24 protein-coding genes are annotated in these 20937 nt (G+C 36.7%); 14 read left to right on the top strand and 10 right to left on the bottom strand.

Annotated elements, in window-relative coordinates; translation table 11 throughout:
* Positions 1 to 38: 38 nt before the first annotated feature.
* From Q0874_RS07135 to Q0874_RS07105, 7 genes are read left to right on the top strand one after another with little or no spacing between them, the layout of a single operon-like run.
* Entirely contained in the window at positions 39 to 812 is a 774-nt protein-coding gene (locus Q0874_RS07135) for a ParA family protein (protein WP_299161185.1), read from the top strand.
* A complete protein-coding gene (locus tag Q0874_RS07130) occupies positions 812 to 1714 on the top strand; it encodes a ParB/RepB/Spo0J family partition protein (RefSeq protein ID WP_299161183.1) in 903 nt (300 codons plus the stop codon). The genes Q0874_RS07135 and Q0874_RS07130 overlap by 1 nt, the downstream gene beginning before the upstream one ends.
* Positions 1707 to 2345, top strand: a complete 639-nt coding sequence (locus Q0874_RS07125; RefSeq protein ID WP_299161181.1) for a DUF5683 domain-containing protein — start codon at positions 1707 to 1709, stop codon at positions 2343 to 2345. The genes Q0874_RS07130 and Q0874_RS07125 overlap by 8 nt, the downstream gene beginning before the upstream one ends.
* 3 nt (positions 2346 to 2348) lie before the next feature.
* Positions 2349 to 3050 carry a 4-hydroxy-tetrahydrodipicolinate reductase gene (dapB, locus tag Q0874_RS07120; protein ID WP_299161178.1) on the top strand — a complete coding sequence of 234 codons (702 nt, stop codon included), beginning with the start codon at positions 2349 to 2351 and terminating at the stop codon, positions 3048 to 3050.
* A 51-nt stretch (positions 3051 to 3101) separates the two neighbouring features.
* Positions 3102 to 4805 carry a signal peptidase I gene (lepB, locus tag Q0874_RS07115; protein ID WP_299161175.1) on the top strand — a complete coding sequence of 568 codons (1704 nt, stop codon included), beginning with the start codon at positions 3102 to 3104 and terminating at the stop codon, positions 4803 to 4805.
* A 37-nt stretch (positions 4806 to 4842) separates the two neighbouring features.
* On the top strand, positions 4843 to 5475 hold the full coding sequence (locus tag Q0874_RS07110; RefSeq protein WP_299161173.1) for a WbqC family protein: 633 nt from the start codon (positions 4843 to 4845) through the stop codon (positions 5473 to 5475).
* Entirely contained in the window at positions 5468 to 5791 is a 324-nt protein-coding gene (locus Q0874_RS07105; protein WP_299161171.1) for a DUF6122 family protein, read from the top strand. Before Q0874_RS07110 ends, Q0874_RS07105 begins: the two co-directional genes overlap by 8 nt.
* On the opposite strand, the gene Q0874_RS07100 is transcribed toward Q0874_RS07105, so the two are convergent.
* From Q0874_RS07100 to Q0874_RS07070, 7 genes are all read right to left on the bottom strand, one after another.
* Complete coding sequence (locus Q0874_RS07100; RefSeq protein ID WP_299161169.1) at positions 5774 to 6793, bottom strand: endonuclease/exonuclease/phosphatase family protein; 1020 nt, start codon at positions 6791 to 6793, stop codon at positions 5774 to 5776. The genes Q0874_RS07105 and Q0874_RS07100 overlap by 18 nt on opposite strands.
* The gene (locus Q0874_RS07095) at positions 6793 to 7668 is read right to left on the bottom strand and encodes a rhomboid family intramembrane serine protease (RefSeq protein WP_299161167.1); all 876 of its coding nucleotides are present in this window, start codon (positions 7666 to 7668) and stop codon (positions 6793 to 6795) included. Before Q0874_RS07095 ends, Q0874_RS07100 begins: the two co-directional genes overlap by 1 nt.
* Position 7669: 1 nt before the next feature.
* Positions 7670 to 8413, bottom strand: a complete 744-nt coding sequence (locus Q0874_RS07090; RefSeq protein WP_299161165.1) for a rhomboid family intramembrane serine protease — start codon at positions 8411 to 8413, stop codon at positions 7670 to 7672.
* The gene (gene mutL, locus Q0874_RS07085; RefSeq protein ID WP_299161163.1) at positions 8414 to 10264 is read right to left on the bottom strand and encodes a DNA mismatch repair endonuclease MutL; all 1851 of its coding nucleotides are present in this window, start codon (positions 10262 to 10264) and stop codon (positions 8414 to 8416) included. It lies immediately after the preceding gene.
* A complete protein-coding gene (locus Q0874_RS07080; RefSeq protein ID WP_299161160.1) occupies positions 10264 to 10554 on the bottom strand; it encodes a riboflavin synthase subunit beta in 291 nt (96 codons plus the stop codon). The genes mutL and Q0874_RS07080 overlap by 1 nt, the downstream gene beginning before the upstream one ends.
* 153 nt (positions 10555 to 10707) lie before the next feature.
* Positions 10708 to 11184, bottom strand: a complete 477-nt coding sequence (ribH, locus tag Q0874_RS07075) for a 6,7-dimethyl-8-ribityllumazine synthase (RefSeq protein ID WP_299161158.1) — start codon at positions 11182 to 11184, stop codon at positions 10708 to 10710.
* Positions 11185 to 11952, bottom strand: a complete 768-nt coding sequence (locus Q0874_RS07070) for a tetratricopeptide repeat protein (RefSeq protein ID WP_299161156.1) — start codon at positions 11950 to 11952, stop codon at positions 11185 to 11187. It abuts the gene before it with no gap.
* Between the two features lie 115 nt (positions 11953 to 12067).
* On the opposite strand from Q0874_RS07070, the gene Q0874_RS07065 reads away from it, so the two are divergent.
* Genes Q0874_RS07065 through Q0874_RS07055 form a run of 3 tightly spaced genes read left to right on the top strand, consistent with a single transcriptional unit; the run spans position 12068 to position 13861 of the window.
* A complete protein-coding gene (locus Q0874_RS07065) occupies positions 12068 to 13147 on the top strand; it encodes a DNA replication/repair protein RecF (RefSeq protein WP_299161154.1) in 1080 nt (359 codons plus the stop codon).
* Between the two features lies 1 nt (position 13148).
* Positions 13149 to 13568, top strand: a complete 420-nt coding sequence (locus Q0874_RS07060; protein ID WP_299161152.1) for a lipocalin family protein — start codon at positions 13149 to 13151, stop codon at positions 13566 to 13568.
* On the top strand, positions 13568 to 13861 hold the full coding sequence (locus Q0874_RS07055; protein ID WP_299161149.1) for a DUF721 domain-containing protein: 294 nt from the start codon (positions 13568 to 13570) through the stop codon (positions 13859 to 13861). Before Q0874_RS07060 ends, Q0874_RS07055 begins: the two co-directional genes overlap by 1 nt.
* A 39-nt stretch (positions 13862 to 13900) precedes the next feature.
* On the opposite strand, the gene Q0874_RS07050 is transcribed toward Q0874_RS07055, so the two are convergent.
* Both Q0874_RS07050 and Q0874_RS07045 read right to left on the bottom strand, forming a co-directional pair.
* On the bottom strand, positions 13901 to 14320 hold the full coding sequence (locus Q0874_RS07050) for a nucleoside-diphosphate kinase (RefSeq protein WP_299161147.1): 420 nt from the start codon (positions 14318 to 14320) through the stop codon (positions 13901 to 13903).
* 48 nt (positions 14321 to 14368) lie between these two features.
* Positions 14369 to 15397, bottom strand: coding sequence for an alkaline phosphatase D family protein (locus Q0874_RS07045; RefSeq protein WP_299161145.1), 1029 nt, complete (start codon positions 15395 to 15397; stop codon positions 14369 to 14371).
* Between the two features lie 173 nt (positions 15398 to 15570).
* On the opposite strand from Q0874_RS07045, the gene Q0874_RS07040 reads away from it, so the two are divergent.
* Genes Q0874_RS07040 through Q0874_RS07030 form a run of 3 tightly spaced genes read left to right on the top strand, consistent with a single transcriptional unit; the run spans position 15571 to position 18264 of the window.
* On the top strand, positions 15571 to 16587 hold the full coding sequence (locus Q0874_RS07040; protein WP_299161142.1) for a bifunctional oligoribonuclease/PAP phosphatase NrnA: 1017 nt from the start codon (positions 15571 to 15573) through the stop codon (positions 16585 to 16587).
* The gene (gene gldI, locus Q0874_RS07035) at positions 16584 to 17135 is read left to right on the top strand and encodes a gliding motility-associated peptidyl-prolyl isomerase GldI (RefSeq protein ID WP_299161140.1); all 552 of its coding nucleotides are present in this window, start codon (positions 16584 to 16586) and stop codon (positions 17133 to 17135) included. Before Q0874_RS07040 ends, gldI begins: the two co-directional genes overlap by 4 nt.
* 10 nt (positions 17136 to 17145) lie before the next feature.
* Positions 17146 to 18264: a peptidylprolyl isomerase gene (locus Q0874_RS07030; protein WP_299161136.1), complete on the top strand. Its 1119-nt coding sequence runs from the start codon at positions 17146 to 17148 to the stop codon at positions 18262 to 18264.
* A gap of 34 nt (positions 18265 to 18298) precedes the next feature.
* On the opposite strand, the gene Q0874_RS07025 is transcribed toward Q0874_RS07030, so the two are convergent.
* Positions 18299 to 19753, bottom strand: coding sequence for an aminoacyl-histidine dipeptidase (locus Q0874_RS07025; RefSeq protein ID WP_299161133.1), 1455 nt, complete (start codon positions 19751 to 19753; stop codon positions 18299 to 18301).
* Positions 19754 to 19823: 70 nt separating this feature from the next.
* On the opposite strand from Q0874_RS07025, the gene Q0874_RS07020 reads away from it, so the two are divergent.
* Positions 19824 to 20894: a DUF3810 domain-containing protein gene (locus tag Q0874_RS07020; RefSeq protein ID WP_299161131.1), complete on the top strand. Its 1071-nt coding sequence runs from the start codon at positions 19824 to 19826 to the stop codon at positions 20892 to 20894.
* The last annotated feature ends 43 nt before the right edge of the window (positions 20895 to 20937 follow it).

Below are 20937 nucleotides of genomic sequence, written 5' to 3'. Positions count from 1 at the left end.
TAAATAATCGTATTTTTAACCCCTAACTTACTTCAATTATGGGCAAGATTATTGCTATTGCAAACCAAAAAGGTGGGGTTGGTAAAACCACCACCACAGTAAACCTGGCTGCCTCACTGGGTGTACTTGAAAAAAAGGTATTATTAATTGATGCCGACCCCCAGGCCAATGCAACTTCCGGATTAGGTATTAATGTAGATGAGATTCAAATTGGCACATACCAGTTAATGGAGCATACAAAGACAGCTGGAGAAACAATCATTACGACCTCCTCACCTAATGTTGACTTAATTCCTGCGCATATAGACCTCGTAGCCATTGAAATAGAATTAGTGGACAAGGATGAAAGGGAATATATGATGAAGAAAGCCATTGGCGATTTAAGAGCATTATACGACTATATTCTAATTGACTGTGCACCTTCTTTAGGCCTTCTTACTTTAAATGCTTTAACAGCAGCTGACTCAGTAATTATTCCAATACAATGCGAATATTTTGCTCTGGAAGGACTGGGAAAATTATTAAACACCATAAAAAGTGTACAAAGGATACACAATCCTGAATTGGATATTGAAGGTATGCTGCTAACCATGTACGATTCCAGGTTGCGGCTTTCTAATCAGGTTGTGGAAGAGGTTAAGAAACATTTCTCTGATATGGTTTTTGATACTATAATTCAACGCAATGTTCGTTTGGGAGAGGCCCCCAGTTATGGGGAAAGTATCATAAAATATGATGCCAGTAGTAAAGGTGCAACAAACTACCTAAATATGGCCAACGAGCTATTGAAAAAAAATAGAGAGAAGGTATAATGGCGAAAGCAACCAGAAAACAAGCTTTGGGAAGAGGACTTTCTGCTCTGCTCAAAGATCCTGAAAATGATATTAATTCGGTATCGGATAGAAATGCCGATAAAGTTGTGGGCAATATAGTAGAACTGGATATTGACACTATTGAGGTAAACCCTTTTCAGCCACGTTCTCATTTTAATGATGATACCCTTCAGGAACTGGCTTCCTCTATTAACGAATTAGGAGTTATTCAGCCAATTACAGTAAGAAAATCTGACTTTAATAAATTTCAGTTAGTTTCAGGAGAGAGACGGTATAGAGCTTCTAAATTAATTGGACTTAAAACAATACCGGCATATATTAGAATTGCCAATGATCAGGAGTCTCTTGAGATGGCACTCGTTGAAAATATTCAACGTCAGGATCTGGATCCGATTGAAATTGCCCTTTCCTATGATCGATTAATCAATGAAATAGGTTTGACTCAGGAAAAATTAAGTGACCGGGTAGGAAAAAAAAGATCAACGATCGCTAATTATCTTCGCTTATTACGTCTGGATCCAATTATACAAACCGGAATGCGAGATGGCTTTATTTCAATGGGGCATGGAAGGACTTTGGTAAATGTTGACCTAAAAGAAGATCAAATTAGCCTTTATGAAAAAATTGTAAAAAACAGTTTATCTGTTAGGGAAACCGAGCATCTTGTGAAGCAATATCACGAAGGACCTATTCAAAAGAAGTCTTCAAACAAGTCATCGGGGACACCAGAATTGATAAATAATGGCGTGAAACATCTTAAACGCTATCTTTCTGCCAATATAACAGTCAAATCTACAGATGGCGGCAAGGGTAAGATAAGTATTCCCTTCAGTTCAGAGGAAGATTTTCAGCGATTGAAAAAACTAATTACAGGTGAGTAAGAACCTTGTTTTCTTGTGTTTATTATTGTTCCCTTTACTTTTTTCTTTGGCCCAGGAAGGTCAAAAAGAAAGGCCTAAGGATTCTGTCCTGAAAAATTCAAAAAAACAAGAGATTATAGTAGAAGGTAAAGTAGAAAAGAAGCGAATAAATCCCTTAGCTCCAAGTAGGGCAGCATTTTATTCTGCCATTCTGCCCGGATTGGGTCAGGCCTATAACAAGCGTTATTGGAAAGTTCCTATTGTTATTGGTGCAATAGGCGTCGGAATCTATGCTTATCAGTATAATGATGATCTTTATGATCGTTTCCGAACTGCCTTTAAAAGAAGAAGAGCTGGTTTTACGGATGATGAATTTTACGATGTAAACGGGTCTGGAATAGTTCCTGGCAACCCGGACTTATCAGATAGCGCTCTGCAGGATGGGCAGGAACGTTATCAAAGAGATCGAGATCTGGCATTGTTTATCACACTGGCACTATATGCTTTGAATATTATTGATGCCAATGTTGACGCACATTTAAAACAGTTTAATATAGATGACGATCTTAGTTTGGATATTAAACCGTATCTCGAATATAATCCAATAGTTGGAGATCCTAACTATGGATTGGCTTTAACCATTAAATTCTAAAATATGAATATAGGATTATTTGGATATGGGAAAATGGGGAAAATGATTGAAAAGATCGGTATCCAACGAAATCATTCTATTGTCGCTAAAGTAGATGTGGATACAAAGGAGGTTGATTATACGACGATTGATATAGCAATAGATTTTAGTAGTCCGGAGGCTGCTTTTAATAATATTAAGAGTTGTCTTGAACACAATATTCCAGTTATATCAGGAACGACAGGTTGGCTAAAAGACTATGACAAAGTGATTTCTTTAAGTAAAGAAAAAAATGGAGCCTTTATTTATGCTTCAAATTTCAGTTTAGGTGTAAACCTGTTTTTTGAATTAAACTGTTATTTAGCAAAAATGATGAACAGTTTACCGCAATATAAGGTTTCAATAGAAGAAATCCATCATTTGCAAAAACTTGATGCCCCCAGTGGAACGGCAATTTCACTTGCTGAAGGTATTATTGAAAATTCCGATTATGAAGGCTGGCAAATGGAAAAATCTCGAGACCAATATATCCCAATAATTTCCAAAAGGATTGCGGATGAATACGGCACCCATATTGTTTCTTATGAAAATTTAGTAGACGAGATCGTTATAAAACACAAAGCTCACAATAGGGAAGGATTTGCATTAGGTGCTATTGTGGCCGCAGAATGGCTAATTGGAAAAAAAGGTGTCTTCACCATGAAGGATGTTTTAAACCTGGGTTAATTTTGGTAACAAATCGGGCTAAATAACGTCTGAAAAAATATATATAAGAGTATGAACGGTACAAATTGGATCATCTTTATTTTAGTTATACAAGTCATTCATTTTTTAGGGACTTGGAAGCTTTATATTAAAGCGGGTAGAAAACCCTGGGAAGCTGCTATTCCAGTATATAATGCCATTGTTTTGATGCAAATTATAAGAAGACCTAAATGGTGGGTAATTCTTCTTTTCATACCCATTATTAATCTTCTAATGTTTCCCGTTATTTGGGTTGAAACTATACGAAGTTTTGGAAGAAACAGCCTTCTTGAAACATGGTTGGTAATACTAACACTTGGGTTTTATATTTACTATGTTAATTATACCTTAGATGTAACCTATATTGAGGACAGAAGTCTGCATCCTAAAAGTGGATTAGGTGAATGGGTAAGCTCTATTGTATTCGCGATTGTTGCTGCTACTCTGGTTCATACTTATTTCATACAGCCGTACGTAATCCCCACTGGTTCACTGGAACGCACACTAAGGATCGGTGATCTGCTTTTTGTAAGTAAATTTCACTATGGAGCGCGTGCCCCAATGACCACCATAGCAGCTCCAATGGTGCATGATACTATACCGGGGTTAGGCATTAGATCGTATCTAAAGAAGCCTCAATTACCCTATTTTAGATTACCCGGATTTGAAGAAGTTAAAAAAAATGATATTGTTGTTTTTAGCTGGCCGGCAGATACTGTCCGCGTCTTTTTTAAGAAGGAAAAAGGAGTAAAAAAACCTATTGATAAAAAATCCAACTATGTAAAGCGTTGCGTTGGAACTCCTGGCGATTCACTATCCGTAATTGATGGTGTAGTATATATTAACGGGAAAGAACTGCAACTATCAGACAGAGCCAAACCACAATATGATTATAATGTTTACTCGCAAAAAGGAGTGTCATCAAGATTGCTTATAAGTTTAGGGATAGATGAATTTACAAGAAAATATCTGTCGGCTCCTTTAAACCAAAGTCAGTTTGATGCTGTGAACAAATACCTTATAGCCGGAGGTCAAAATTCGAAGGGTGAAATAGAGTTGATTACCGATGCAAGTGGAATTCCCCCAAAAGTCATAAGACAGGCAGGACTTTCATTACGGGAAGAAACAGGACGCGAGCGTACTGTTACACTTACTGATGAAATGTTTGAGGGTTTAAGAAGTAATCCGGATATAGATTCAGTTGTAAAAATAGTAGAACCCAAAGGACTAAAAGGCTATAACATTTTCCCGCATGCTCCTGACTATCCATGGAATAACGACAACTTTGGGCCTATTTACATACCTCAAAAAGGGGTAACCATTGCGCTGACTCCAAAAGTTCTTCCTCTTTATAAAAAGATAATTCGCGACTATGAGGGAAATACGGTAGGAGTTTCAGGAAATCAGATAAGCATAAACGGGCAGGTTACTGACTCTTATACCTTTAAACAGGATTACTACTGGATGATGGGAGATAATAGAGATCACTCAGAAGATAGCCGGAGTTGGGGGTATGTCCCCGCCAATCATATTGTAGGTAAACCTATTTTTATATGGCTCAGCTTTGATAATTTTAATAAAGGAATTACGCAGTGGAAACCTAGATGGGATAGGATTTTCACCACTGTCGGAGGTGATGGCGAGCCCCAGTCCTATTTTAGGCATTTCCTTATTGCACTGGCAGCCTGGTTTATATTTGATTACTTTTGGAAACGTAGAAAAAAGCTTAAAAAGTAATTATTTATTTTTTTGGGTGGAATAAAAATACAAATTGATGAACTTGCTACTCCATCCTGCCTATTTGCCCGATATTGCTACTTATGCCACTCTTGTGCAAAATAAAGTAATCTGGGAAGTCTGTGACAATTATCAAAAACAAACCTATCGAAACCGGGCCTTCATTTGTACAGATCAGGGTAAGTTTATGTTGAATATTCCAATCAAACATGTAGGTGGTAAAGAGGGTAGACAAAAGTATAAAGATGTAAAGCTGGATAATAATTACAGATGGCAGCGTCAACATTGGAGGACGCTTCAAACAGCATACAGGACATCTCCTTTTTTTGAATATTACGAAGATGATCTCGCTCCTATTTATATGAAAAGTTACTCCTATTTATTAGATTTTAATCTTAATGCGATTGATATTATTGGCAGTTGCCTGCAATTCAAAATTGACACAAGTCAAACTGATGTCTATGAGCTAAAACCCAAAGCGGTTTTCGATGCCAGGTTTTTGGTACATGCTAAAAAGACAATTAATATGAAGCAAAAAAGCTATATGCAGGTTTTTAATGACAGGCATGGTTTTATTGAAAATTGCAGTGTCCTGGATTTATTATTCAACGAAGGTACTGCCAGTCTTGATTATTTAATGACTCAAAACTTGGATTTTCTGAATGCTTAGATTCCTGCTTCATTACGGCATTCATATAATAGTACCAATAGCAGTAGGCCTTATATTTTTTAAAAATAAAAGAATATGGATAATCCTTATTCTTCTGTCTGGAATTTTAATTGATATAGATCACCTAATAGCTACCCCGATATTTGACTCCTCCAGATGCAGCATTAATTTCCATCCACTTCATTCCTATTGGGCAATCGCTGCCTATCTCGTACTTTTTGTATATAACAAGACCAGGATTATTGGGCTTGCCTTACTCATTCATATATTGGCGGATGTAGTAGATTGTTACTTCTTATTATTGGAGGCGAATTGAAGTCAGTACCGGGTAGTGATCAGATAATTTAAGGTCAAAGTATTCATGTGTTAGGACATCCATGGACTGATCTACTAAAATATAGTCGATTCGAAATGGAATTACATTTATATCAAAGGTTTTACCAAAACCCAGTCCTCTCTCTTCAAATGTATCCTGCATTTCCCCTTTGGTTATATGATAAACATTGGAAAAAGCAGTGTTGTTTAAATCCCCGCCAATCAAAAACCTATAAGGTGAGTTATTCCTGTGCTGATCAAAAATATCTGCCTGTTCCTCCTGTTTTAAAAAGGTTTTCTTCATTTTGCCATAAGCCCTAAACGCGCGACTTAAACTCTTTACTCTGGCTGGAGCTACATTAAAAGACTGAAGATGAAGGTTATACACCCTTATGGTATCACCTTTGTATTCAATATCCGCATAAATGGCATTATTTCCCGTCTCCGGGAAATCGACAGATCCACTTGCGATGATTGGGTATTTGGAGAGAATTGCTTGTACCACTTTACCAGACCAATATGGGGTTATATAGTGAAAGGCATAACCTGGTAATAATTTTGTTGCCTGTCTATTAAATTCCTGGAAACAGACTATATCGGGGTCTTTTTCATTGACAAAATCGATTATTTTATGCCCTGTTAATTCACCTTTTATCCGGCCGGTAAATTGAAAGTTTCGGCAATTATAGGTCATAACGCGGAGGTCTTCATGCTCAGGCGTTTGATTGGAAGAACCAAATCTATAAAAAGACCCAAAAGTGAAATAAGTGAGTAGAACCGCTGAAAGTGACAGGAACAAAATTCGTTTCTTTTTAAAGAACCAATAGATAATAAAAGGTAGGTTTATAATAAATAAAAAGGGCACTAACAGACTCAAAAAAGATAAAGGAAGAAATGTCTTTACAGAAATATAGGGTGCCAGACATGACAATAAAAGAAGTACGCCTATTATCAAGTTTAAAAAAAAGGCTACTTTATCAAAAAATGATAATTCTCTCACCATTAGTCCTCTTTGCCAGCCTTAAATAAGAAATCCTTTTCTGATTTGGATAGACTTTCATAGCCAGATTTACTGATCTTATCCAGGATGGTATCTATCTTTCGTTGCTTACTTTCCCTGTCGTAATTAACACTGGAAGCGCTATTTCCTTTTGCGCGACGATACACCGTTTTTAGAGGTGCTTTTTTTTCTTTCTTCTTAAAAAGATCTTCAATACTTTCCAGGATTTTGATAAATCCTTCTCCTATATCTCTGCCCCTTAAAAGCTGTCTGGCATAAACATATCCCAATAAAGCACCCCCCAAATGGGCAAGATGTCCTCCAGCATTTCCACCGGATGGAATTTGAACTAAATCTACCAACACAAAGAAAACTCCAATATACCATAACTTTACATTGAAAATAAAGAGCCTTACCTCCTGGTTAGGAATATAGGTACATACAAATATTAATACGGCAGTTACACCTGCGGAGGCACCTATAAGTGCTGTATTGGTACTTAAAAGAGCAGGGAATACATTGTAACTTAGCAAAAAGACCAAACCACCCAATATGACTCCCAAAAAATAAACACTTGTAAATTTTTTAGGACCAAAAAGATTAAGGAAAATTCTTCCTGAAAAATAAAGCATTACCATGTTCCAAAATAAGTGCCAAATACCTCCATGGAAAAAGGAATAGGTTACCAGAGACCAGGGTTGAGAAATAAAGTCGATAAAATCTTTAGGCAGTTCAAACCATTGGAGCAATGAATTGGAAGGCATCCCCATTAAGAAAGTAAATAATCCGTTTATTATAAAAACAAATACATTTACTGCAATTAATTTTTCTGCTATACTAAGCCGTGCATATTGATATTTTAAATTTCCAGAATTCATTCTAGTCCCATCGATTTTTATTATACTGATTTTTTTTCCAGTACCACATCATTAGAAATCCAAAAAGGGCTCCGCCTACATGGGCAAAATGGGCAATTCCATCCCCAAATATGGAATAGCCGGTAACACCTGAAAATAAGTCCAGGCCTATTAATACAGGAATGAAATATTTTGCTTTAATAGGAACAGGCAGGAAGATAAGGAATAATTCACTATTTGGATAAGACATTCCAAAAGCGACCAATATTCCATAAATAGCTCCCGAAGCACCTACAGCCGGTGTATTATATGCACTTAAAAAATTATCTATAACACTACGCGGCGCGTAATTATACCAGTCCGGACTATATTGTCCGCCAGAAATAATTTCGATTATCTGACTTTTCTCTATTCCCGAATTCACAAGGGCCTCAATACCCTGATTGAAATAATAATAATTTACACCAGAATGTATCAGTGCTGCACCAATTCCCGCTGAAAAATAAAAGAACAAAAACTTATTACGACCCCACATACGCTCCAATGGCGTACCAAAGGCCCAAAGCGCATACATATTAAATAAAATATGCATAAATCCGCCGTGCATAAACATATGGGACAATATCTGCCAAATTCCAAAATTCTCATTTTCCGGAAACCACAATGAAAACCATTGATACATCTGATCTCCATATAAATTGGTCGCCACAAAGAACAACACATTAACTATTAGCAGATGCTTAATGGCATCAGTTAGTCTTCCCATCTAAATAAATTTATTATCAATATCACGCTCGGTTATTGTAACGTAAATTAATTTGTTAAACGGACTTCGATTAGTTTCCTTACATGCAAACAATGCATTTACCAAAGCCTGCTGTGACTCATTATCCAAAATTTCACCTGTTTTTACAGCCAAGGACTTACAAAGTGCTTTTGATAATACCTCAGACTGAGTAAATCCGTTCCCGTTTATCTCCATTTGATAATCAGAAATTAATTGATCCAGGATAATCCCTATTTCACTCTCATTAATAAGCTGAGGAATTCCGGTTATTTGGATTTCATCCTGTGTAAAAGGACCGAACGCAAAACCAAGAGATGTTAAACTGGCTTTAATTTCCTCAAGTATCGCTAATTCTGATTTTGAAAAAATGAAAGATATAGGAAAAAGTAATTGCTGGCTTAAAGTTTCCTTTACTGTAATACTCTTAAGAAATTTTTCATATAACACGCGTTGATGTGCACGTCCCTGGTCAATAATAAGCATGCCAGATTTTATGGTCGTAACTATATATTTTCTTCTAAGCTGAAATGTGGTTGCCCCTATTACATCTAATTCCCCCTGTTCCTCAAAAATAGAACCCGTAATGGTCTCAGATTCAAAATGTACTGTACTAAATCCCTCTCCTCTGCCAACTTTTGACTCCAAACCTACGTACATACTTTCCCAATCTCCGGATGGCTGGCTTCTAAAGGAGCTTTTATTACTTTTTTCAAATCCGCTTTCCTTGAAAGGATTATATCCAGGATTAATAGTAATACCAGGCTGTTGTGCCTGTTTGTTTAATAAAACATAAGGAGTGTCTAAATTCTGATCTTTCTCAAAATCTAAAACCGGACTTACATTAAACTGACCTAGGCTGTGCTTTATTGTTGATTTTAGTATAGCGTATAAAGTATGTTCATCATCAAACTTAATTTCTGTCTTTGTAGGGTGTATATTAATATCTATTGTTGTTGGTTCTACCTCGAGATATAAAAAGTAGCCCGGACTTGTATCAGGTCTCAACAGTCCCTCAAAAGAAGCCATAACGGCGTGATGGAGATACGGACTTTTTATAAACCGATTATTCACAAAGAAAAACTGTTCTCCCCTACTTTTTTTTGCATATTCCGGTTTGCAAATAAAACCTGATATCTTTACCACCTGGGTTTCTTCCTCTACAGGCACTAATTTTTCTTTTGTTTTAATCCCGAATATATGAACAACCCGTTTTTTTAAATTGGTTGAAGGCAAGTTGAATAGCTCACTGTTGTTGTTATAAAAGTAAAAGTGTACCGAAGGATGTGCTAGAGCAACCCGGTGAAATTCATCAGTTATATGACGTAATTCTACCTGGTTGGACTTTAAGAATTTTCTCCTTGCCGGGATATTAAAAAAGAGATTCTTTACGGATACAGATGTTCCTTTAGGGGTTACAGTTACTTCTTGAGACAATACCTTACTCCCTTCAATTTTAAGAAGTGTACCCACTTCATCTCCCTCTGGACGGGTATTCATTTCAACATGCGCTATAGCCGCAATAGAAGCCAGAGCTTCTCCGCGAAATCCTTTTGTGTTCAAATGAAATAAATCCTCAGCACAATTAATTTTGGAGGTAGCGTGCCTTTCAAAACTCAATCTGGCATCCGTTACACTCATGCCCAAACCGTCATCAACAATCTGTATCAGGGTCTTTCCTCCGTCTTTTACAATTAATTTTATGGTAGTAGCTCCTGCGTCAATGGCATTCTCCAACAACTCTTTCACCACAGAAGCAGGGCGTTGAACTACTTCACCCGCGGCAATCTGATTAGCCACATGGTCTGGCAAAAGTTGTATGATATCTCCCATTATTTCGAATAGAAGATTGACAAATCAAAATCGATAATATAAAGGAATAAAAGGATTAGGATAGCGATTATAATTAGCATCCTTAATTTTAAGTTTCGGTCGCCAGCGCTCCTGATATCAGCCATTGCATTACTAAACTTTCCCTTTAAACCTCGTGGTGCATTTATGGTAGTGCGATATTTATCAAGTTTTGGCTGCATTTTAAACGGGCTACCCTCACCCTTGTCGTCATAATAACGCGGTGTATAATTGTATTTTCTATTCTTACGTAGTTTTGAAAATTTTCCCATATATCTATGGTCCAAAGTTACTCAAATTCAAAAAATATGAAGAGATATCCTTCCTAAAAATTGTTAACAGTTGGCCGTATTTTCTTTTTTCAGATCATATGTCACAATATAATCCAATTGTTCCTAAATGTGAATAATAGCCAAAGTATTCTACTAAAGTAAAGCCATTTTAATCGCGGCAATTGCAGCTTCCGTTCCTTTATTTCCATGTTTACCGCCACTTCTGTCCTTTGCCTGTTGAAGGTTATCATCGGTTAACACACAAAAAATCACCGGGGTATCGGTATCTACATTCAGGTCTTTTATTCCCTGGGCAGTAGCGCTGCAAACAAAATCAAAGTGTTTGGTTTCTCCCCGTATTACACTGCCTATTGCAATGACAGCATCCGGATTATTTTTTTGTATCATTTTTTTACACCCAAATGTTAACTCAAAACTACCCGGAACATTCAACCTTAAAATGTTCCCGTGAATTGCACCACAATCCAATAGTGCGGCTTCAGCCCCTTTATATAAGTTTTCAGTAATCTCTGGATTCCATTCTGAAACAACAATCCCAAAGCGAAGAGTCTTTGCGTTTGGGATTGTTTTCCTGTCATAAACTGACAGATTTTTGTTGGACGTAGCCATCTATTTTTTGTTTTTAGCCATTCCTATAAAGGCGTCTATAGTTTGGGCTTCTTCTGAATTTGAAAATTCATCTTTTATTCTCTGGAAATACTGAAGCGCCTTATCATTCTGATTAAGTTCCATAGCCGTAACTCCGGCCTTATAAAGAAATCTTGGGGTAGTATAATCATTTATATTGTGGGCAAATGCCAATTCATAATACCCTAAAGCATCCGTGGCTTGCCCTAATTGCATAAATGCATCTCCAATTCCCCCTTTGGCAAGAGCGCCAAGGATGGCATCGTCTGAAGAAAAATTCTCCAAATGCCTGATGGCATCTTCGTATTGCTTCATGTTCAAATAAGCCATGCCAGCGGAATAATTTGCCAGATTGGATGCTTTTGTCCCTTTGTATTCGTCAATTATATCCAGAAAACCATATTTACCTTCGGCTCCATTTAATGCTAAAGTAAACAGTGAATCCTTGTCCGCTGTATTGTTTAAAGCCTGATCAAAATATTGCTGGGGATAAAAAAGTTCATTGGCGGCATTTGCCTCTTTTGGTTTTTGAATGAACTGATTATAAGAAAGATATCCTAACACAGCTATGGCAATCACACCTATCAGGCCAAGGATATAATTTTGATTTTTGGCCACCCATTGTTCTGATCTGGAAGCACTCTCGTCCAGGCTGCTAAAAACCTCCGCCGTCGCACTTTTCTGAGCATCAAGTTCTCTTTCTTCGGCTTTATTTTTAGGTTTGTAACCCCTTTTCTTATATGTTGCCATCTTTAAATTTATTGGTCGCGCAAAAATAAAGTTTTTATCCAAAACCAAAAGCCAAATTATTCGTTATTTTTCGATAATTTGCACATTCCATGTTTATTGCCAAATTACTTTCCCAATGTTTCTGAAGAATTTATCACTGGTTAACTACAAAAATTTTGAAGCGCAACAATTTGAATTCGATTCCAAAACGAATTGTTTTGTTGGTGATAACGGAAAAGGAAAGACCAATGTACTTGATGCTATTTACCACCTTGCTTTCGGTAAAAGTTACTTTAATCCCCTTGCCGGACAGAATATAAGGCACGGAGAGGAATTTTTTATCATAGAAGGTACTTTTAAACTCAAAGACAGGAACGAAAAGATTGTTTGCAGCCTCAAAAAAGGCATGAAAAAAATCATAAAACGAAATAATAAAGTATATGATCGTTTATCTGATCATATTGGACTATTACCTTTAGTTATTATTTCACCAGCCGACAGAGATTTAATTCTTGAGGGAAGTGATATTAGAAGAAAATTTGTAGACAGTGTCATATCGCAGTCAGATAAAGAATATCTGCAAACACTTCTTAAATACAATAAAATACTACAACAGCGTAATACCCTGCTAAAATATTTTGCGGTCAACCACTCTTTTGATCAGGCAACAATTTCTGTTTATAACGAGCAGTTAAACGGCTATGGAACAAGTATTTTCCAAAAACGGGCGGCTTTTATCGAAGATTTTATTCCAATTTTTAAAGAACAATACTTATCAATTTCCGGAGGACAGGAATTGGTTAGCATAAATTATGAAAGCAAATTGTTTTCACAAGATCTATTATCACTCCTTGAGAGCAATATTGAAAAAGACAGGGCATTGCAATACACCTCCACAGGAATTCATAAGGATGATCTTCGTTTTGAAATAGAAGATTATCCCATAAAGAAATTTGGTAGTCAAGGGCAGCAAAAATCATTTTTAATAGCTTTAAAGTTTGCACAGTTTCAATTTCTTAAAGCACATGCGAAAACAACACCAATAATGCTTTTGGATGATATCTTTGACAAATTGGATGAGAGCAGGGTAAAACATATTATTACCTTAGTTGATGATGAGAATTTTGGGCAAATATTTATTAGTGACACACATCCGGAACGGACAGAAAATGTGGTGAAATCTATTCATCAATCCTATAAAATTTTTAAATTGTAGTATGCGTAAGCTGATTTCTTTAATGCTGTTTTTTTGCTTTCTAGCCTGTTCTGAAAAAATATCCGTTTCAGATTTAAATCATATCAATGGGTATTGGGAGATTGAAGAGGTTAAATTTCCCGATGGAGAAAGCAAAGAATATGACGTAAATATGACTATTGATTATTTTGAATATAATGATATGAAAGGTTTTCGCAAGAAAGTGCAACCCACATTTGATGGAACTTTTAATACTTCCAGTGATGCAGAGTCATTCCAAATAAATATTAGAGATGGTTTATATTGGATGAGTTACCGGAATAACTTAAGTTCCTGGGAAGAGCAAATAATTAGGATTACTAAAACCAATATGGTTGTGAAAAATAAAGAAGGCCTGTCCTATCATTATAGACGATTTCAGCCCATCAATGCTAAAGAGTAATGGCTAAAGAAAAAAATATACATTCCCTGAGTGAAGCTTTGAATGCATTTATTAAAGAAAATAAATTGCAGAAAGGTATAGATAAGGTCATGGTCAGGAAAGCCTGGGAGAAGATCATGGACAACGGAGTGAATAACTATACTACAGCAGTAGAGCTGCGCAACGAAACACTTTATGTCTCACTTTCATCTTCTGTATTACGGGAAGAACTGAGTCATGGTAAATCCAAGATCATTGATATGATCAATGAAGAATTGAACAAGGATTTAGTCAAAAATATTGTATTGAGGTAATTGGTAAGTTTTATTTACGATTTTTTAGTCTTACTCGTTTTAGTAAATTTCCCTCCCTGAAAAATGGAAACTTCCTTCTATAGCAGCGTTTTCATCACTATCCGAACCATGTATTGCATTTTCACCTATATCTTTGGCAAATAATTTTCGAATAGTTCCCTCAGCAGCTTCCATAGGATTTGTAGCCCCTATTAAAGCTCTAAAGTCATCTACTGCATTATCTTTCTCTAAAATAGCAGAAACAATAGGTCCTCTTGTCATAAACTGAACCAATTCACCAAAAAATGGTCGGTCACGGTGAATGGCATAAAACTGCTGGGCATCACGTCTGCTCAACTGAGTATATTTCATAGCTATGATCTTGAAACCTGCAGATGTAATTTTTTCTAAAATGGCTCCAATATGTCCATTTTCAACTGCATCTGGTTTAATCATTGTAAAAGTTCTGTTAGCTGTCATTTATAAATTTTTGGGCAAAAATACATTTTCTTGCAGCAAACCACAACATTAATAATTCTGTCTAATCTCAAGAGGAACAATCCCATTATTTTCAACGATTTGTAAATGAACTTCCTTTGTAATCAAATTCAGCTTAACCAGTCCAAAACTTTCTTTGGCAATAACATTACCCAGTCGGTATGGATTGGGTTCTCCCGAAAAATCTGAATAGGCATGCGTAAGTCCGCTACTCGTAAAATCTATTAGCGGGTAAGAAAGTCCGGGAATATCAATTTTAGAAAACTCGGAAATATGGCGATCCCCTGAAAGGATAATTACCCCCTTTGCCTGCGAATCAACAAGCAGTTGTTTAAATCTATCCACTTCATGGGGGAAATTTCCCCAACATTCAAAACCGTGCTCATTGGACAAGAACTGAATGCTGCTTACAATCAGATTAAAATCGGCATCTGATTTAGTCAGCTCGTTGGCAAGCCAAGTCCATTGTGTTTCTCCAAGAAGTGCGCCTTCACCATATTGGTTTGGCTTAATACGTTTCTCAGTTTCTGTGTCCGGGGTTAAAGCTGTTCTAAAATATCGTGTATCTAGGACTATAATCTTTATTTTACCCAGACTACCGTTATAGTTATAGGCAAAATAAACGCCCTCCTGAGTTCGTCTCGGATGATCTGCAGGTACGTCCATAAAATCTAAAAAAGCCTGTTGGCTCTGCTTTTTAGAAACAAATTCTGTGCCTCCATCATTTAAACCATAGTCATGATCATCCCAAGTTCCTATTACCTGTGTGCTTTTTTTTAATTTTTTATAACCCGAAACCTTATTTTGGGCGTTATATAATTCTCTTATTTGTGTTACATCGTCTGTGTCTGCGTAAATTATATCCCCACCCCATATCCATAACAATGGATTAGCTTCCTTTATGTCATCCCACAAAAGATTTTCCATGTCATGTTTATTACAAGAACCAAAAGCAATTGTAATTTCCGCATCCGGAACAGCTGTTATAACTGATTTTTTTTTATTGGCGCAACCTGCTAAAAAACCAAACACGAGAATAACAACGAATGATTTGTACATGAATCAGATGTTTTAGATAACAAAAATAACCTTTTATAAAAAAAGGAATATTAGTTAGTCACCAGAATACTTTTCAGTCTGTTTAAAAGCTGAATAAATGAAGTATTCAACAAGCTCTATTTTTTGAAATTACCGGTTTAGGGAATATCTAATTTAATTGTATCTTTGCGCGCATGAATTCTGAGGATGTAAAGGCCATAGAAGCACTGCTCTCAAAGCCACAAAAAATAGCTATTGTACCCCATAAAAACCCGGATGGCGATGCTATTGGCTCTTCGCTGGGTTTATGGCATTATCTTAAGGCAAAGGGACAGGAAGCAACAGTAATTGTCCCCAACGATTATCCAAGATTCCTAAAATGGATGCCTGGCACCAATGAAGTCCTTAATTTTGAAAGAGATAACGCTGCCGCCGTTGAATACCTTAAAAACGCTGACATTTGTTTTACCCTGGATTTTAATCATCTGGGAAGAGTAGGTCAAATGACACCCATTCTGGAAGGGTTGAAAGCCACTTTTATAATGATAGACCATCATCAGGCTCCGGATAGTTATGCACAAATAACATATTCAGATGCCAAAATGAGTTCTACTTCTGAAATGGTGTTTAATTTTATAAGTTACATGGGGGATGTCGAAAAGATATCCAGTGAAATTGCAGATTGCTTGTATGCAGGAATCGTGACTGACACAGGTTCCTTTAAGTATTCGTCAACGACAAGCAAAACGCACAGGGTGGTGGCTGAGCTCATAGACAGAGGGGCAAACAGTTTTAAAGTTCAAAATGTAATATTTGACACAAATACACCCGACAGGTTGCAACTTCTCGGTTGCGCCCTGAATAATATGGTGATTCTAAAGGATTATAATACGGCTTACACGACATTGAGTCAGGAAGAACTGAATGCCCACAATTATAAAAAAGGAGACACTGAAGGTTTTGTAAATTATAGCCTCACTCTTCAAAATATACGATTTGCCGTTATTTTTATTGAAAATAAAGAAGAAGGAATTATAAAGATTTCATTTCGTTCGGAGGGAAGTTTTTCCGTTAATGAGTTTGCGAGAAATCACTTTCATGGAGGCGGGCATACTAATGCGGCCGGGGGAAGAAGTGAAAGCAATATGGAAGACACAGTAAAGTATTTTACAGCCTTATTGGAGAATTATAAAGACCAGCTTAGCAAATGAAGAACTTCCTCTATGTCTTACCCATCGTATTCCTTATAGCCTGTGGTGAAACTGAACCCAGGCGACCCGTTAAAACAAAGTCCGGTAGCCTTATTAATGCCTCTGTTCAGCGGAATATAGAACTTTTAAACCAGGAGGAGCAGATTATTCAACAAATCATTGCCAATGATACTCTTCATCACTATCTGGCATCGGCCACAGGGTCCTGGTACTTTTATAGTGCTATGAATGAGGAAAGCGATTACACTCCCCTTACCGATGATTTGGTGACTCTTAGTTACAATTTAATCAGTCTTGAAAATGATACTATATATTCTATGGAGGAAATCGGGATTATAAAGTATAAAGTAGATAAACAAGAATTATTTCCAGGCCTTCGTTCTAGCGTTAAGCTACTTAAAGAAAATGAAACGGCCACTTTCTTTTTTCCCTCTGCCATGGCATACGGTTATCATGGTGATAATAATAAAATTGGACCTAACGTAGCACTAAAGTCCACCATTCGCATTCTAAAAATTGATAAACAAAAAGAAAATATTGATAATTAAACCCTTAAAAATGAAGAAAATAATTGTAATTGTTTTAATCAGCATATCAGCATTAACAAGCTGTACATCAAGTAAGTACCGAGATCTGGGAGATGGGTTATTTGCAGATATAAATACCAGTCAGGGAGACATCATTATAAAGCTAGAAATGGAAAAAACACCGGTAACGGTGGCCAATTTTGTTTCCCTTGCAGAAGGCAACAATCCCTTTGTAAGTGAAGAGTATAAAAACCGAAAGTATTATGACGGTATAATTTTTCACAGAGTCATTAAAGATTTTATGATTCAAGGGGGTGATCCTACCGGCACAGGTCGTGGCAATCCAGGGTACAGGTTTAAAGATGAATTCAACGACTCCCTGGTACACGATAAGGCCGGCATTCTTTCTATGGCAAATTCGGGACCAAAAACCAATGGAAGCCAATTTTTCATAACTCATAAAGAGACCCCTTTTCTAAATGGCAAACATACGGTTTTTGGAGAAGTTGTAGTGGGATTGGCTGTGGTAGATTCTATTGCCAATGTTAAGACCTATGCAGAACCCAACAGAAAGGACAAACCTGTGGTTGATGTAGTAATGAATTCAATGACCATCGTTAGAAATGGGAAAGAAGCCAAGAATTTTGATGCCGTACAAGTGATGACCGATTATTTTGCAGAAGAAGAAGCTGTTATCGCAGCTATGGCTAAGGTTAAAACCGATTTTATGACAGAAATTCAACAACAACAGGAACTTGCTAAAGAGCTCCCTTCTGGTTTAAAAATTCATACTCTCGTAGAAGGTACGGGTGCTAAACCAAATATTGGCGATAAAGTATTGGTTTATTATGCTGGTTGGCTTACGGATGGAACTCTCTTCGATAGTAATTACGAAGATGTAGCCATCAAGTTTGACAAATTCGATGAAAATAGAAAACAAGGGGGAGGTTATGAGGCCTTTCCAATGGATTATAGTCCCGATTCAAGGCTGGTAGCTGGTTTTAAAGAGGGGTTATTAGGTATGAAAATTGGAGACAAAATCAGAGTATTTATTCCACCACATTTGGGTTATGGCACACAAGGTGGCGGTCCAATTCCGCCAAATGCTGATCTCATTTTTGACCTGGAGATTCTAGGTATAGTCGAGTAATAAAAAAGGGCCCGAAAATTTTCGGGCCTTTTTTTTAAGGAGTATTTTTTAATATCTGTAATAGAAAGGTCCAAAATTTCTTTACAGAAGAGATACTTACTCTCTCATCCGGAGAATGAGCGCCTTTTATGGTAGGTCCAAAACTTATCATATCCATATCCGGGTAGTTTTTTCCTAGAATACCACATTCCAATCCGGCATGACAGGCTACTATTTGTGGTTGTTCATCAAAAAGGATTTCATACTGATCTTTAAGTACTTCCAATATCTCAGAATTCGGATTTGGACTCCAACCCGGATATTCCCCGGTTAAAGTAACCTTGCAATCTGCAAGCTCAAAAACACTTTTTAGAGAATTTGCTAAGTCAGTTTTAGCGGAATTTACAGAAGATCTGGTAAGGCAACCAATACTAATTTTCCCGGATTTGACTTCAATTTTGGCAATATTATTTGAAGTTTCCACCAAATCGGGAATTGCCGCACTCATTCCATAAACCCCGTTATGGGCTCCGTATACAGCTCTTAAAATTTTATCCTGAGCGGTTTTCCCCATCATTTTTGCAGGTATTTCAACTTTATTCAGGCTAATTTCCAGATTGGTTTCGATTAAAGAATTCTCGTTTTTTATTTCCGTTATCCACTCAGAAATTTTTACTTCAAAATCTTCTTTTCGGTCTGCTCTTAAAACAACAGTCGCAAAACTCTCGCGAGGAATGGCATTCCTCAGGCTGCCCCCATCAATTTGAGACACTCCAATACCGAATTCTTCAGTACTTTTAAACAAAAGGCGGTTCATAATTTTATTTGCATTCCCAAAACCAAGGTGTATGTCCATACCACTATGTCCCCCGTGTAATCCTTTTACGCTTATGGCGTATGCAATAGACCCTTCTGGAACAGTTTCTTCTTCATAGTCTCTTGTAGCCGTAATATCTATCCCTCCGGCGCATCCAATGTCTATCTCGTCATCTTCTTCCGTATCTAAATTTAACAAAATCTGACCCCTGAGGATTCCTCCTTTTAGTCCCATTGCCCCGGTCATACCTGTTTCTTCATCAATAGTAAACAAGGCTTCAAGAGGGGGATGTGGAATATCCCTGCTTTCCAATAAACTCATAATTGCCGCTACACCCATTCCGTTATCTGCGCCAAGTGTTGTTCCCTTTGCTCTAACCCAATCACCATCTACATACATCTCAATCCCCTGAGTATCAAAATTAAAATCTGTAGCGGAATTTTTTTGATGTACCATGTCTAAATGAGATTGAAGCGTAATTGGTTTACGATCTTCCATTCCAACGGATGCCTCTTTTCTGATAATAACATTGCCTACTTCATCTTTAAACGTCTCTAACTGTAACGACCTGCCAAAATTGAGCATGAAATCAATTACTCTTTCTTCTTTCTTGGAAGGACGTGGTACAGCATTCAGTTTCGAGAAATTATTCCAGATTCTCCTTGGTTCTAATTGTTCTATTTCTTGGCTCATATTTTAAATTAAAAGATCAAAAATACATATTGAAAATTAACCTAGCGAGATAATTGGTATTTTTGAATTCATGAATAATAGGTTGAAGAATGGGATTGCGTTATCAATTATCCCGCAAATAATAATAGTCAAGAGCCTCGGCAGTTACCCAGAGCTTGTTGAAAATTATTACAGCAAAGGCCTATATCCCTTTATTTCGCAGTCTTTTCGTATTGTATTTGGATGGTTCCCATTGTCCATTGGCGATCTAATTTATGCTATCCTCATAATACTTGCCATCCGTTATATTGTTGTCAAAAGAAATCAAATAAGAAAAAACCTGAAACTTTTCTTTAGAGATATCGTGCTAATTCTTTCCGTAGCCTATTTCACATTTCATCTCATGTGGGGTTTCAACTATTACCGGGTACCTCTTTCGCAAACACTTGACCTAAAAGATACTTATACGACCACTGAATTGATAATGTTCACTGAAAAGCTTATTGAAAGGACCAATAAGCTGCAGTATGAAGTCACTTCAGATACTTCGTTAATAGTAAATATCCCTTATAATCAGAAGGAAATTTTTCAAAAGACCTTGGAGGGGTATTCAGAGCTCGAAATCAGCTATCCATTTTTTAGTTACAAGAATCGAAGTTTAAAGAAATCTATTTTTAGTACTGCACTTACTTATATGGGATATGGCGGCTATCTAAATCCCTTTACAAATGAGGCTCAGGTAAATAGTAAAATCCCTAATTTCAGATTTCCCGTAGTTACCGGACATGAAATAGGGCATCAAGTTGGTTATTCTGCAGAAAATGAGGTTAATTTTATTGGCTACCTGGTAACAGCCAATAATAAAGATCTTTACTTTAAGTATTCTGCCGCAGCCTATGCGCTCAGTTATTCATTAAGTGAAATAAAATCAAGAGATGAAACGAAATTTCGTGAATTATATGCCAGATTAAACAGGGGTGTTCAAAAAAACTATGAAGAACTGAATAAATTTTGGCTGGCCTATGAAAACCCTTTTGAACCTGTGTTTAAGTCTGTTTTTAATACATTCCTGAAAGCGAACAACCAGGAAGAGGGGATTAAAAGTTATAGCTTAATAGTTACACTTTTAGTGACATATGATATAAAATATCCGATTGAATGAGCCTGTTCTTCGATTTTTAGGTAATTAGCGTATGCTTCTTTTT

The organism is uncultured Eudoraea sp. (assembly GCF_947490415.1).
Lineage (GTDB): Bacteria > Bacteroidota > Bacteroidia > Flavobacteriales > Flavobacteriaceae > Eudoraea.
The sequence above is the reverse complement of the archived record's forward strand: the minus strand, read 5'-3'. Positions and strand labels throughout refer to the sequence as shown.

Excerpts from the sequence above, each read along its gene's own strand:
- dapB (WP_299161178.1), top strand. The coding sequence starts at position 2,349 with ATGAATATAGGATTATTTGGATATGGGAAAATGGGGAAAATGATTGAA.
- ribH (WP_299161158.1), bottom strand. The coding sequence starts at position 11,184 with ATGGCTACGTCCAACAAAAATCTGTCAGTTTATGACAGGAAAACAATC.
- Q0874_RS07095 (WP_299161167.1), bottom strand. The coding sequence starts at position 7,668 with ATGAATTCTGGAAATTTAAAATATCAATATGCACGGCTTAGTATAGCA.
- lepB (WP_299161175.1), top strand. The coding sequence starts at position 3,102 with ATGAACGGTACAAATTGGATCATCTTTATTTTAGTTATACAAGTCATT.
- Q0874_RS07080 (WP_299161160.1), bottom strand. The coding sequence starts at position 10,554 with ATGGGAAAATTTTCAAAACTACGTAAGAATAGAAAATACAATTATACA.
- Q0874_RS07105 (WP_299161171.1), top strand. The coding sequence starts at position 5,468 with ATGCTTAGATTCCTGCTTCATTACGGCATTCATATAATAGTACCAATA.
- Q0874_RS07100 (WP_299161169.1), bottom strand. The coding sequence starts at position 6,793 with ATGGTGAGAGAATTATCATTTTTTGATAAAGTAGCCTTTTTTTTAAAC.
- Q0874_RS07045 (WP_299161145.1), bottom strand. The coding sequence starts at position 15,397 with ATGTACAAATCATTCGTTGTTATTCTCGTGTTTGGTTTTTTAGCAGGT.
- Q0874_RS07065 (WP_299161154.1), top strand. The coding sequence starts at position 12,068 with ATGTTTCTGAAGAATTTATCACTGGTTAACTACAAAAATTTTGAAGCG.
- Q0874_RS07030 (WP_299161136.1), top strand. The coding sequence starts at position 17,146 with ATGAAGAAAATAATTGTAATTGTTTTAATCAGCATATCAGCATTAACA.
- gldI (WP_299161140.1), top strand. The coding sequence starts at position 16,584 with ATGAAGAACTTCCTCTATGTCTTACCCATCGTATTCCTTATAGCCTGT.
- Q0874_RS07040 (WP_299161142.1), top strand. The coding sequence starts at position 15,571 with ATGAATTCTGAGGATGTAAAGGCCATAGAAGCACTGCTCTCAAAGCCA.
- Q0874_RS07025 (WP_299161133.1), bottom strand. The coding sequence starts at position 19,753 with ATGAGCCAAGAAATAGAACAATTAGAACCAAGGAGAATCTGGAATAAT.
- Q0874_RS07055 (WP_299161149.1), top strand. The coding sequence starts at position 13,568 with ATGGCTAAAGAAAAAAATATACATTCCCTGAGTGAAGCTTTGAATGCA.
- Q0874_RS07135 (WP_299161185.1), top strand. The coding sequence starts at position 39 with ATGGGCAAGATTATTGCTATTGCAAACCAAAAAGGTGGGGTTGGTAAA.
- Q0874_RS07020 (WP_299161131.1), top strand. The coding sequence starts at position 19,824 with ATGAATAATAGGTTGAAGAATGGGATTGCGTTATCAATTATCCCGCAA.
- mutL (WP_299161163.1), bottom strand. The coding sequence starts at position 10,264 with ATGGGAGATATCATACAACTTTTGCCAGACCATGTGGCTAATCAGATT.
- Q0874_RS07050 (WP_299161147.1), bottom strand. The coding sequence starts at position 14,320 with ATGACAGCTAACAGAACTTTTACAATGATTAAACCAGATGCAGTTGAA.
- Q0874_RS07070 (WP_299161156.1), bottom strand. The coding sequence starts at position 11,952 with ATGGCAACATATAAGAAAAGGGGTTACAAACCTAAAAATAAAGCCGAA.
- Q0874_RS07060 (WP_299161152.1), top strand. The coding sequence starts at position 13,149 with ATGCGTAAGCTGATTTCTTTAATGCTGTTTTTTTGCTTTCTAGCCTGT.
- Q0874_RS07110 (WP_299161173.1), top strand. The coding sequence starts at position 4,843 with ATGAACTTGCTACTCCATCCTGCCTATTTGCCCGATATTGCTACTTAT.
- Q0874_RS07130 (WP_299161183.1), top strand. The coding sequence starts at position 812 with ATGGCGAAAGCAACCAGAAAACAAGCTTTGGGAAGAGGACTTTCTGCT.
- Q0874_RS07090 (WP_299161165.1), bottom strand. The coding sequence starts at position 8,413 with ATGGGAAGACTAACTGATGCCATTAAGCATCTGCTAATAGTTAATGTG.